Origin of the sequence: Xanthomonas sp. 10-10 (assembly GCF_040182365.1) — a bacterium.
Classification (GTDB): Bacteria; Pseudomonadota; Gammaproteobacteria; order Xanthomonadales; family Xanthomonadaceae; genus Xanthomonas; species Xanthomonas arboricola_F.
Map to the genome: position 1 here is coordinate 2,745,101 of NZ_CP144460.1, position 11,663 is coordinate 2,756,763.

Below are 11,663 nucleotides of genomic sequence, written 5' to 3' on the forward strand. Positions count from 1 at the left end.
TTCAGGAATTGCGCAATCCATCGCGCAGAAAATACCAGCTGGCACTCGCACCCAGGCCCCACACAACTGCCGCCCAGACTTGCTGACCGAACACATCATGACGAAGTAACACAGACAAGCAGACGGCAGCGAGGCTGAAAGCGAAATAAACGGCGGTTACCGGAACGTGCGTCCCAAGCCGGCGCGCCAGACGCTGATAGACGTGCTGGGCGTGAGGCTCCCACCAACGCTGCCCGGCGAGCATGCGAGACAGCAGCGTGAAGCCGGCGTCGACAAGGAACGCCGTCAGCGGCAACCAGCCGATCCACCAGCTCATCTGCCCGCCCGCCACGCTCAGGGCAAGCAACGCAGCCAGCACATAGCCAAGCGCACCGCTGCCACCGTCGCCCAGGAAGATGCGCGCGCGCGGAAAATTGAACGGAACAAACCCCAGGCATGCTGCCGCCACCGCCAGGCCGGCCAACGACCAACCCGCCGGAGCCACCAACGCGAAGGCCAGCGCAGCCAGCGCGGCCTGCGTGGCGGCCAGTCCGTTGATGCCGTCCATGAAGTTCCAGACGTTGATCAACACCACCGACGCCACCGCGCTGAGAATGCCGTCCACGACGTTGCCTGTGGAATAAATGACCAGCGCACCAAGCGACGCGGAGGCGGCCAGATGGATCGCAAACCGCAGCCTGGCCGACAACGGCCGATGGTCGTCCCACCAACCCACGCCCGCCACCAGGATCAAGCCGATCGCGAACCAGCCGACCACCATGCGCGCCGCCGGCCACAGCAGGCTGGCCGCCACGCACCCCGACAGAATTGCAGCGACGATCGCCATGCCGCCGCCGCGCGGGGTGGCGACCACATGGCTGCGTCGCTCACCGGGTTCATCGAGCAGACGACGATGCAAGGCATAACGGCGCAGCAGCCACGTTCCCAGCGCCGCAACGCTCACGTGCAAGGCGCACCAGAGCCAGATGTGAGGCATCAGCGCCGATCACCGCTTCGGGAACCACAGGCACGGGATCGACGCATGTGCGATGCAGCCACAGAAAAGCAGCACGGCGGCAAGCCGGCCCGGCCAAGCATGAAGTTGACGGGCAAACCAAGGCGTAGGGTTCGCGGCTGCATCTGCACATCCGCGGACCTGCGATCTACGACCCTGCAATCTACGACACAGTGTGATCGCCACCGACGCAGGCTGCGAAGGCGCACCACCCCAGCGTCCAGTGGACCCAATGCACACTGCCGAAAAGACAAAGACACGCCTTACACCACCGCGTAGTTCAACAGCGGCTTGACGGTGCCCCACTCCTTGCAGCTCGGGCATTGCCAATGATGAGTCTTTGCCCCGAACCCGCAACGGGTGCAGCGGTAGCTGGGGTTACGCACCAACAGCTGATCGGTGATGTGCTTGAGATCGTTCAAGGTGCCCACCGGATCACTGCCTTCGGCAAGCGTCAGATCGATCAGCGCCGACTCGCCGCGCACCGATGGCCGGTCCTTGAGCTGACGACCGAGATAGGCCAGTGCGGGCGCAACCCCATCCTGCGCTTCCATCAACTGGGTCAGCGCCAGCACCGGCGCGATACCGCGATAGTGCTCGGTCATCTCCGACAGGAAATTGCGTGCACCGGCGATGTCGCCCACCCGCCGATAGGCGGCCATCAAGGCAGGAATGATTTCCGGCAGGTATTCCGGATCGTGGCGTGCGGCACGCTCGAAGGCGCGCACGGCGGCCTCGTCATGGCCGCGCTCGGCTTCGATACGCCCCTCCAGGATGCCGGCGCGCACGGACGTGCCGTCGGCCTGGTACGCACGCGCAATCGCCTGCAAGGCTTCGTCGGCCTTGCCCAGGCCACGGTATCGATCGGCCAGTTCGCATTCGAACTGCGAGATCAGCTTGCCCATCGGCTCGCCGGTGACTTCTTCGTAGCGGGTGGCGTTGTCGATCGCCTTTTCCCAGTCGCGCTCGGCCTGGTAGATCCCGATCAGGTGACGCAGGGCCTGCGGCGCACGCTGATCCAGCTGCGCAAGCTCGGTAAAGACCGTTTCGGCGCGATCCAGCAGGCCAGACTTCATGTAGTCCTCGCCCAGCGCCAGCAAGGCCTGCACGCGCTGCTGGTCGGTCAGGTCGGCGCGCTGCACCAGCCCCTGGTGCAGCCGGATGGCACGATCGACCTCACCGCGGCGGCGGAACAGGTGACCCAGCGCGACCTGGGTCTCGAAGGTTTCCTTATCCAGCTCGGCGATATGCAAAAACAGCTCGATCGCCTTGTCCGGCTGCTCGTTGAGCAGGTAGTTCAGACCACGGAAATAGGTGCTGGACAGTCGACTGACCTGGGTATCGCCATGACGCTGACCACCGCGGCGGCCGACGATCCAGCCACTGAGCGCTGCCAGCGGTAAAAACAGGAAAAACCAGAACCACTCGGTCAGGAAGTCCATACGTGCTTAGAGTCCATCGAGAGGGCGCGGCTCGACTGCGGCAGGCGTGACGGGCCTTGCATCGGCGCGGCTGACCGCAGCAGCCTTGTTGGCCTGACGCAGCTTGGAATAGAGAGGAATGACTACACTGACCAGCACCATGCCGGCACCGATCAACACACCGAGCAGCAGCGCGACGATGATCGCCACCCCGGAACTGGTGTGGACACTGGAAAACAGGAAATCGAGAGTGATGTCCTGGGAATTGACCGCACCGATGATCAGGCCGACCAACAGGAAAGCCAGCATCACCAGCAAGCGAAACACCTTCATCGCGCGACTCCGTCGGGAAGGCGCCTAGCTTAACCGAGCCGACATAAACGCAGCGCTAGAGCCGTCGTCACTCGGCGGCATCGGCCAGATCGACCGGGACCACGGAGCTGACACGCTCGCGCAATTCCTTGCCCGGCTTGAAATGCGGAACATGCTTGCCTGGCAGCGCAACCGATTCTCCGGTCTTGGGATTGCGGCCCAGACGTGGCGGACGGTAATGCAGCGAAAAGCTGCCGAACCCGCGGATTTCGATCCGATCACCATCGGAGAGCGCCTGCCCCATCATTTCCAGCAGTGACTTCACCGCCAGATCCACGTCGTCCGACTTCAGATGCGCTTGGCGTCGCGCCAGGATTTCAATCAATTCGGACTTGGTCATGGGAACTTGCTTTTTTCGACTGACACATCGGAATCGGCCCGGGCAAGCCCGGGCCGATCCATCACGCTCTTGCGAGCGCTACGCGCTTACTCGGACTTGTTGCTGTTCAACTGTGCACGCAGCAGAGCGCCCAGCTGAGTCATGCCGCCCGACGCAGCGGAGGACTGGTATTCCTCCAGCGTTTCGCGCATTTCGGCATCGTCCTTGGCCTTGATCGACAGCTGCAGGGTGCGGCCCTTGCGGTCCATGCCCACAAACTTGGCTTCGATCTTGTCGCCGACCTTCAGGTGCTGGGTCGCATCGTCGACGCGCTCGTTGGCGATATCGCGTGCAGCGACGTAGCCTTCGATGCCGTCGGCCAGGTCGATCGTGGCGCCCTTGGCATCCACTTCACGCACAACGCCTTCGACCTTGGAACCCTTCGGGTTGGACGCCATGTACTGACCGAACGGGTCCTGCTCCAGCTGCTTGACGCCCAGGCTGATGCGCTCGCGCTCCGGGTCCACTGCCAGCACAACGGCTTCCAGCGTGTCGCCCTTCTTGTAGTTGCGCACGACATCTTCGCCGGTGGTGTTCCAGCTGATGTCGGACAGGTGCACCAGACCGTCGATGCCGCCGTCCAGACCGATGAAGATGCCGAAGTCGGTGATCGACTTGATCTGACCGGACACCTTGTCGTTCTTCTTGTGGGTCGCAGCGAAGGTTTCCCACGGATTGGCGGCAACCTGCTTCATGCCCAGCGAGATGCGGCGACGCTCCTCGTCGACATCCAGCACCATCACCTCGACTTCGTCACCAACCTGCACAACCTTGGACGGGTTGACGTTCTTGTTGGTCCAATCCATCTCGGAGACGTGCACCAGACCTTCGACGCCCGGCTCGATCTCGACGAATGCGCCGTAATCGGTGACGTTGGAGACCTTGCCGAACACGCGGCTGTTGGCCGGGTAACGACGGGCGATGTTGTCCCACGGATCTTCGCCCAGCTGCTTCAGGCCGAGGCTGACGCGGTTACGCTCGCGATCGAACTTCAGCACGCGCACGTCCAGCTCGTCGCCGACGTTGACGACTTCGGACGGATGGCGCACGCGCTTCCAGGCCATGTCGGTGATGTGCAGCAGGCCGTCGATACCGCCCAGGTCCACGAACGCGCCGTAATCGGTCAGGTTCTTGACGACACCCTTCAGGATCGCGCCTTCCTGCAGCTTGTCCATCAGCTGCTCGCGCTCTTCCGAGTGCTCGCTCTCGACCACGGCACGACGCGAGACCACCACGTTGTTGCGCTTGCGGTCCAGCTTGATCAGCTTGAACTCGAGTTCCTTGCCTTCCAGGTAAGCCGGGTCGCGCACCGGGCGCACATCCACCAGCGAACCGGGCAGGAACGCGCGGACATCCTTGATGTCCACGGTGAAACCACCCTTGACCTTGCCACTGATGCGGCCGGTGATGGTTTCGTTCTTTTCCAACGCTTCTTCCAGCTCGTCCCAGACCATTGCGCGCTTGGCCTTCTCGCGCGACAACACGGTCTCGCCAAAGCCGTTTTCGATCGAGTCCAGCGCAACCTTGACCTGGTCGCCCACACCCACATCGATCTCGCCAGCGTCGTTACGGAACTGCTCGATCGGCACGATGCCTTCGGACTTCAGGCCAGCGTTGATCACCACCACGTCGCCGCGCACTTCCACGACGGTACCGGTGACGATGGAGCCCGGCTTCAGCTTCGCCAGATTGGCTTGACTGGCTTCGAACAGTTCAGCAAAAGATTCTGTCATTTGGATTTTACTCAGTTGAACACACGGGCGCCGGTCGTCGGGTTGCGACAGAGACGGACCGCCCAGCCTGTTGGTCGACCCCAACAACGAGTCGGTTTAGAAGTAGTAGAACCGCCACGCAGGATGCGCGACGGAGCCTTGGAACGCCTTACGGTCGGCGGGACCTGCCCGCTTGCGGAACGCTTACGACGACGTGCGGGCGGACAACACCCCGACCACACGCTGGACGACATCCTCGATCCCTATGCCGCTGGTATCGATCAGCACGGCGTCTTCGGCCGGCCGCAATGGCGCCACCACCCGCTGGGCATCTCTGGCATCTCGGGCCATGATCTCGCGCAGCAGGTCGTCAAAGATAACCGAAACACCCTTTTCCATCAACTGTTTATGGCGACGGCCCGCACGTTCTTCGGCACTGGCGGTCAGGAAAACCTTAAATGCGGCATCCGGGAAGATCACCGTCCCCATGTCGCGCCCATCGGCGACCAGGCCGGGAGCGCGCCTGAATGCGCGTTGGCGCTCCTTCAGCGCGCTGCGCACCTCGGGAATCGCCGCAATCGCCGAGGCCAGGGCGCCGGTGGTTTCCAGGCGCAGTTCGCCGGTCGCATCCACGCCATTGACCAGCACCCGCAGCCCCGCCTCGCCCGCATCGTCGAACTCGACCCTGGTGTCGAAGGTGCAGCGCACCAGCGCGGCCGGGTCGGAGACATCCAGATCGGCCCAGCTCGCCGCCACGCCCACCGCGCGGTAGAGTGCGCCCGAATCGAGGTAGTGCCAGCCCAGCCGGGCAGCCACGATGCGGCTGACCGTGCCCTTGCCGGCGCCGGAGGGACCATCGATGGTGAGGACGGGCGAGAGGTCGGTCATTCATGTTTCCGGAAGGTCATCAGGCGATAGTGTAGCGCCGCTCGCAGCGATTGCGATGCAACCACTTGAAAGCACGACGAAAAGCCGGTTAGAATTGCCGGCTTAATTCCGGGTGCAGCCTCGATCGCGCGCACTCTTCCATCGAACCCAACCGTTTACGCCGAGGTGTGCCATGAAAGTCCTGTCCTCCCTGAAGTCTGCGAAGACCCGTCACCGCGACTGCAAGGTGGTCCGCCGCCGCGGCAAGGTCTTCGTGATCTGCAAGTCGAACCCGCGTTTCAAGGCGCGTCAGCGCTAAGTAATTGCTGCGCGTGCCAGACCCGAGAAAGCCGCCTCCGGGCGGTTTTTTCTTGGCCGATGCCTGATGCGCCGCCGTCCCTGGCGCGTTGAGACGCGGCCTGCGGCCACACGCTGACGCGGCCGCCGATCGGTATGCACCGCGCCGACGCCTGCTGTGGTTTTTTGCTGTAATCACCGTCCGAATCTTGTCCACTGGGGAGTAGATGACATGCGCAACCGTTTGTTAGTCCTGCCGCTGATCGCGCTGATGGGGATCAGTGCCGCCGCGTCTGCCGAAACGCTGCTGGTCGATCGTGCACAGCAAAAGCCCGCCGCCGCCCTGCCCCTGCGTGGCGACAGCATGAGCCAGGTCGAAGGCCGCTACGGTGCGCCGCAGGAAAAGCTCGACCCGCGCGGCGGTCAGAAGCGCCAGTGGCCGACGATCCACCGCTGGGTGTATCCGGCATTCACCGTGTACTTCGAAAAAAGCAAGGTGATCGATGTGGTGGCCAACCAGGCCGACGCCAACGAGATCGGGCCGAAGCCGCCGATCAAGTAGGACTTGAGATCACCTCGGCCAGTTTGCAGACATCGCGCTGCAGGTCCGGCCCAATGCGTCGCATCACAACGTAGCTGGTCCGTCAGCACTCGGACATGCGTTGCTGCGAATCTGCATCAATGCCTGGCGCGGCAACCTGCGCCAGGATCGCAAGAGCCTGCACTCGGGTGCGGGGTATCGATGAACGTCCGGGCCGCTGTCCGGACACCAAGATGAGTATTGCCTGGCATGACCGACCGTCTTCGCTTTCCCGCCGAGTGGGAACCCCAATCCGCCGTGCTGCTTGCGTGGCCGCATGCCGGTACCGATTGGGCCGAGCGCCTGGCAGATGTGGAAGAGACCTACATCGCGCTGGTCACCGCGATCTCCCGCTTCGAACCGGTGGTCATCTGCGTGGCCGATGACGATCTGCAGATCTATGCCGAAGCGCGGCTGCGTTCGGCGCGGGTGGACATGACACGCGTGCGGTTCGTGATCGCCGCCTACAACGACACCTGGCTGCGCGATTCCGGCCCGATCACGCTGCGCCAGGATGGCGGCTTCCGCCTGATGGACTTCCGCTTCACCGGCTGGGGCGGCAAGTTCGAGGCCGGCCTGGACGACCAATTGGTGAGCTCGCTGGAAGCGGCACAGGTCTTCGTGCCCGCCCCGGTGCAGACGGTGGATTTTGCGCTGGAAGGTGGTGCGATCGAGACCGACGGCGCCGGCACCCTGCTCACTACCTGGACCTGCCTGCACGAACGTCACCCGCAGCGCACCCGTGAGTCGCTGAGCAGCGATCTTGCTGCATGGCTGTCGCAGGATCGGGTGCTGTGGCTGGACCATGGCTACCTCGAGGGCGACGACACCGACGCGCATATCGATACGCTGGCGCGCTTTGCCGGCCCGGATGCAATCGTCTACCAGGGCTGCGATGTTCCGGGCGATTCGCACTACGCCGAACTGCAGGCGATGGGCAACGAGCTGGCAGCGCTGCGCACCGCCGACGGCCAGCCGTACCGCCTGTTCGTGCTGCCGTGGGCCGAGCCGATCCTGGATCAGGGCCGTCGCCTGGCCGCGTCGTATGCCAACTTCCTGATCGTCAATGGCGCGGTGCTGATGCCGGCGTATGGCGACAAGGCCGATGCGACCGCGCAGGCAGTGCTGGCCGAAGCGTTTCCGCAGCACGAAATCGTGCCGGTGCCGTGCCGTGCGCTGATCTGGCAGAACGGCAGCCTGCATTGTCTGACCATGCAGCTGCCGGCCGGCCTGCTCGCCGCCTAGGCGTTGCGTTTGACGCGGCTGCACACGCTGCGTCGTTTCTTGTTCCGGCCGGCAGGCCGGTGTTATGCCATGGCGCGCTACCTTAGTGCGCACCTTTGCAGGATGAGATGCCATGTCCGGTCACGTTCTTTCTGTCGCGCTGATTCAGGAGCGCAACCACGGCGACGCCGAGGCCAACCTGGCCATCATCGAATCGCGCGTGGCCGAAGCCGCCGCACAGGGCGCCAAGCTGGTGCTGCTGCAGGAGCTGCATAACGGCGCATATTTCTGTCAGCACGAGTCGGTGGACGAATTCGATCTGGCCGAGCCAATCCCCGGCCCGAGCACCGAGCGCCTGAGTGCGCTGGCCAGACAGCACGGCGTGGTGCTGGTCGCCTCGTTGTTCGAGCGCCGTGCCGCCGGCCTGTATCACAACACAGCAGTGGTGTTCGAAAAGGACGGCCGCCTGCTCGGCAAGTACCGCAAGATGCACATCCCCGACGACCCGGGCTTCTACGAGAAGTTCTATTTCACGCCGGGCGATCTGGGCTTCACGCCGATCGACACCTCGGTGGGCCGCCTGGGCGTGCTGGTGTGCTGGGACCAGTGGTATCCGGAGGCCGCGCGCCTGATGGCGCTGGCCGGTGCGGAACTACTGCTCTACCCCACCGCGATCGGCTGGGATCCGGACGACCAGCAACCCGAGCAGGAGCGTCAGCGCGATGCGTGGATCCTGAGCCATCGTGGGCATGCGGTTGCCAATGGCGTGCCGGTGCTGTCGTGCAACCGCGTCGGCCATGAGCCCTCGCCGCTGGGCGCGTCCGGCATCCAGTTCTGGGGCAACAGCCATGTGCTGGGGCCGCAAGGCGAGTTCATCGCCGAAGCCGGCCAGGACCCGACCGTGCTGATCTGCGATGTCGATCTGCAGCGCAGCGAGCATGTGCGGCGCATCTGGCCGTTCCTGCGCGACCGTCGCATCGACGCGTATGGCGACCTGCTCAAGCGTTACATCGACTGATCGCATGCCCGTCGAGCTGCGTGCAGTCCGCGATGCGGACATCCCGGCGATCACCGCGATCTATGCGGAGCAGATCGCCGGGTTCAACACCTACGAATACAGCGCGCCGTCGAGCGCGGAAATGCATGCGCGCATGCGCGCGATCGTGGATGCCGGTTACCCGTATCTGGTGGCAGAACATGATGGCGCCGTTGTCGGCTACGCCTACGCCAGCGCCTATCGCGCACGTGCGGGCTATCGCTGGACGGTGGAGAATTCGATCTATCTCGCTGCCGACATGCAGGGCCGCGGGATCGGCAAGGCGCTGCTGGGCGAGCTGATCGCACGCTGCGAGCAGCGTGGCGATCGGCAAATGATTGCGGTGATCGGCGATGCCGGTAACCAGGCATCGCTGCGGCTGCATGAACGTTTTGGATTTCGCACGGTCGGAGTGTTCACCGGTATCGGCCGCAAACAGGATCGCTGGCTGGACGGCGTGCAGATGCAACGCGCGCTCGGCCCAGGCGACACCGTCCCCCCTTCTGATGAATGACCCCATGACCGAGCAGACTCCCCACCTTCTGGACGATGCACTGTCCGGCCAGCCGCACCGCATCGTCGAACGCGACGGCGTGCGCTACACCTTGCTGGGGACTGCCCACGTCTCGCTGGCGAGCGTCGCCGCGGTGCAGCGGGCGATCGGCAGCGGCCGCTACGATGCGGTAGCGGTGGAACTGGACGCGCAACGGCTGCAGGCGCTCAGCGACCCGGACGCACTGGCCCGGCTGGATCTGGTGCAGGTGATCCGCAAGGGGCGCGTGGCCTTGTTTGCCGCCAACCTGGCATTGGCCGCCTATCAGCGCCGGCTGGCCAAACAGCTCGGCATCGAGCCGGGCGCGGAATTGAAGGAAGCGGTGAATCTGGCGCGTGCGCAGGGACTGCCGGTGCACCTGATCGATCGCGAAGTCGGGCTGACCTTCAAGCGTGCGTCCGGGCGGTTGGGATTCTTCGGCAAGATGAAACTGGCTGGCGGCCTGCTCGGCGGCCTGTTTGCGGCCGACGAGGTGGGCGAAGAGGAAATCGAGAAGCTCAAGCAGGGCGACATGCTGGAGGCAAGCTTCGGCGACTTCGCCAGCGAGAGCCCGGAGCTGTACGAGACGGTGATTGCCGAGCGCGATCGCTACATGGCCACGCGCCTGCGCGAGGAAGCCGGTGCCGGTCAGCACGAAGTGCTGGCGGTCGTCGGCGCCGGACATCTGGCCGGGCTTGCGCGGCATCTGGAACAGGACACCGATGCGCCCGGCCCGCTGCGCGAGTCGCTGGAATACGTGCAGCAGCGCAAGCGCGTTCCCTGGATCACGCTGGGCATCCTGGCGGTGATCATTACCGGCATCGGCATCGGCTTCTGGCGCGGCGGCCTGAGCATGGGCACCGACCTGTTGCTGCAGTGGGCGATGTACACCGGCGGCCTGGCCGCGCTAGGCTGCCTGCTGGCCGGCAGCCACCCGCTGAGCATCCTGACCGCAGCACTGGTTGCACCGTTCAAGCCGTTCCGGCTGAGCGTACCGACCGGTGCCTTCGCGGCGTTGGTCGAAGTGCATATGCGCAAGCCGGCTTATGGGGATTTCCTGTCGCTGCGCGACGATGCGCAGACCCTGCGCGGCTGGTATCGCAATCGCGTGTCGCGGGTGGTGCTGACGTTTCTACTGACCAACTTCGGCAGCATGGCCGGGGTGTGGCTGGCCGGCGTGCAGATCTTCAATCGCCTGCATGGGTGATTGAAAACCCTGTGGTCCATCGACGCAACGTAGGAGCGCACCTGGGCGCGACGGGCGTTATCGATAGTGCGAGTCGCGCCCGGGTGCGCTCCTACGACGATGGCGTTACGGGGCAGCTGGCTGATCGGGCGCCAGCTGCAAGCGTACCCACACACCGTAGTGATCCGATGCCCAGCGGCCCTCGGCGTAAGGCGTGTCGAACAGGATGCGGGCCTCGCGGGCGAGCAGGCGGTTCTGCTGGAAGAAGACATGGTCGATCCGCGCCGGCGTGTCGAAGACATGCAGATTCAAGGTGCTGACCGAGGCATCGCTGTTGCGGTGCACGCTGCCATAGCTGTCGCCATAGCCTTTGCGTAGCGCCTCCAGATCCAGCGCGTCGGCGGCAGTATTGAAATCCCCGGCGATCACCACCGGCGCCTGCGCGCTGGTGGCAGCAATGAAGTCGAGCAGGTCCCCGACCTGGCGCGTGCGCGTTGCGGTACCGCGCGCATCGGCGCGTTCGTTGAGATGGGTGACGTAGACATTGACCGGCTGGCCATCCATGTCCACCTGCAGGTGCGCGGCAACCCGGTAGTCGTCCAGCGGTTGCAGCAGGCGCTGATGCCGCGCCAGCACCTTGCGCCGGCTCAGTAACGCATTGCCGTAGCGCTTGGGGGCGCCGGCAGGATCGACCGAGGCGAAGATCACCTCGTACCCCAGCTTGCGCGCCAGCCAGGCAGCCTGGTTTTCCACGCTGCCGCGCCGCTCGATGGCCTCCTGCAAGGCGATGACATCCGGCGCCAGTTGCTTGAGTTCCTTGGCGATGTAGGCGCGGCGCGCGGGCCAGTCTTCGCGATCGTGATGCAGGTTGAGCGTGACCAGGGTCAGTCCACGCGCAGACGGGACTGAAACTGCCCGCCCTGCCCGGTCGCCGGCAGCCGTAGCGCCGCCCTGCCTTGACTGCACCGCAGCGGTCGATGGCCCAGCTTGACGCCGCTGGCCTGCCTGCGCGTGTGCGCAGCACACCGCCAGTGCGACGACGACGGCACCCAGGCTGGCGCAG

13 protein-coding genes are annotated in these 11,663 nt (G+C 64.6%); 6 read left to right on the forward strand and 7 right to left on the reverse strand.

The genetic code is table 11. From position 1 onward, the window contains the following. Position 1: 1 nt before the first annotated feature. The 6 genes from VZ068_RS11565 to cmk all read right to left on the reverse strand — a co-directional run bounded on the left by VZ068_RS11565 (position 2) and on the right by cmk (position 5,766). Complete coding sequence (locus VZ068_RS11565; RefSeq protein ID WP_349655389.1) at positions 2–976, reverse strand: glycosyltransferase family 4 protein; 975 nt, start codon at positions 974–976, stop codon at positions 2–4. A gap of 281 nt (positions 977–1,257) precedes the next feature. Then, positions 1,258–2,436: a lipopolysaccharide assembly protein LapB gene (gene lapB, locus VZ068_RS11570; RefSeq protein ID WP_039409755.1), complete on the reverse strand. Its 1,179-nt coding sequence runs from the start codon at positions 2,434–2,436 to the stop codon at positions 1,258–1,260. Positions 2,437–2,442: 6 nt separating this feature from the next. Beyond that, on the reverse strand, positions 2,443–2,748 hold the full coding sequence (locus tag VZ068_RS11575) for a LapA family protein (RefSeq protein WP_349655390.1): 306 nt from the start codon (positions 2,746–2,748) through the stop codon (positions 2,443–2,445). A 67-nt stretch (positions 2,749–2,815) separates the two neighbouring features. Continuing rightward, positions 2,816–3,127 carry an integration host factor subunit beta gene (locus VZ068_RS11580; RefSeq protein ID WP_046962676.1) on the reverse strand — a complete coding sequence of 104 codons (312 nt, stop codon included), beginning with the start codon at positions 3,125–3,127 and terminating at the stop codon, positions 2,816–2,818. A gap of 86 nt (positions 3,128–3,213) precedes the next feature. Beyond that, positions 3,214–4,899: a 30S ribosomal protein S1 gene (gene rpsA / locus VZ068_RS11585; protein ID WP_016903550.1), complete on the reverse strand. Its 1,686-nt coding sequence runs from the start codon at positions 4,897–4,899 to the stop codon at positions 3,214–3,216. Positions 4,900–5,082: 183 nt separating this feature from the next. Continuing rightward, positions 5,083–5,766 (reverse strand): (d)CMP kinase, encoded by a 684-nt coding sequence (cmk, locus tag VZ068_RS11590; RefSeq protein ID WP_046962677.1) that lies wholly within the window; start codon positions 5,764–5,766, stop codon positions 5,083–5,085. 172 nt (positions 5,767–5,938) lie between these two features. On the opposite strand from cmk, the gene ykgO reads away from it, so the two are divergent. The 6 genes from ykgO to VZ068_RS11620 all read left to right on the forward strand — a co-directional run bounded on the left by ykgO (position 5,939) and on the right by VZ068_RS11620 (position 10,621). Beyond that, on the forward strand, positions 5,939–6,064 hold the full coding sequence (ykgO, locus tag VZ068_RS11595) for a type B 50S ribosomal protein L36 (protein ID WP_005913193.1): 126 nt from the start codon (positions 5,939–5,941) through the stop codon (positions 6,062–6,064). Positions 6,065–6,274: 210 nt separating this feature from the next. Beyond that, on the forward strand, positions 6,275–6,604 hold the full coding sequence (locus VZ068_RS11600; protein ID WP_259148761.1) for a hypothetical protein: 330 nt from the start codon (positions 6,275–6,277) through the stop codon (positions 6,602–6,604). Between the two features lie 228 nt (positions 6,605–6,832). Then, positions 6,833–7,867 (forward strand): agmatine deiminase family protein, encoded by a 1,035-nt coding sequence (locus VZ068_RS11605; RefSeq protein ID WP_259167779.1) that lies wholly within the window; start codon positions 6,833–6,835, stop codon positions 7,865–7,867. Positions 7,868–7,979: 112 nt separating this feature from the next. Next, complete coding sequence (locus VZ068_RS11610) at positions 7,980–8,864, forward strand: carbon-nitrogen hydrolase (RefSeq protein ID WP_259148758.1); 885 nt, start codon at positions 7,980–7,982, stop codon at positions 8,862–8,864. 4 nt (positions 8,865–8,868) lie between these two features. After that, positions 8,869–9,396, forward strand: coding sequence for an N-acetyltransferase family protein (locus tag VZ068_RS11615; RefSeq protein ID WP_349655391.1), 528 nt, complete (start codon positions 8,869–8,871; stop codon positions 9,394–9,396). 4 nt (positions 9,397–9,400) lie between these two features. Then, on the forward strand, positions 9,401–10,621 hold the full coding sequence (locus VZ068_RS11620) for a TraB/GumN family protein (protein ID WP_259148754.1): 1,221 nt from the start codon (positions 9,401–9,403) through the stop codon (positions 10,619–10,621). A gap of 105 nt (positions 10,622–10,726) precedes the next feature. On the opposite strand, the gene VZ068_RS11625 is transcribed toward VZ068_RS11620, so the two are convergent. Further along, the gene (locus tag VZ068_RS11625; RefSeq protein ID WP_349657697.1) at positions 10,727–11,653 is read right to left on the reverse strand and encodes an endonuclease/exonuclease/phosphatase family protein; all 927 of its coding nucleotides are present in this window, start codon (positions 11,651–11,653) and stop codon (positions 10,727–10,729) included. Positions 11,654–11,663: the final 10 nt, after the last annotated feature.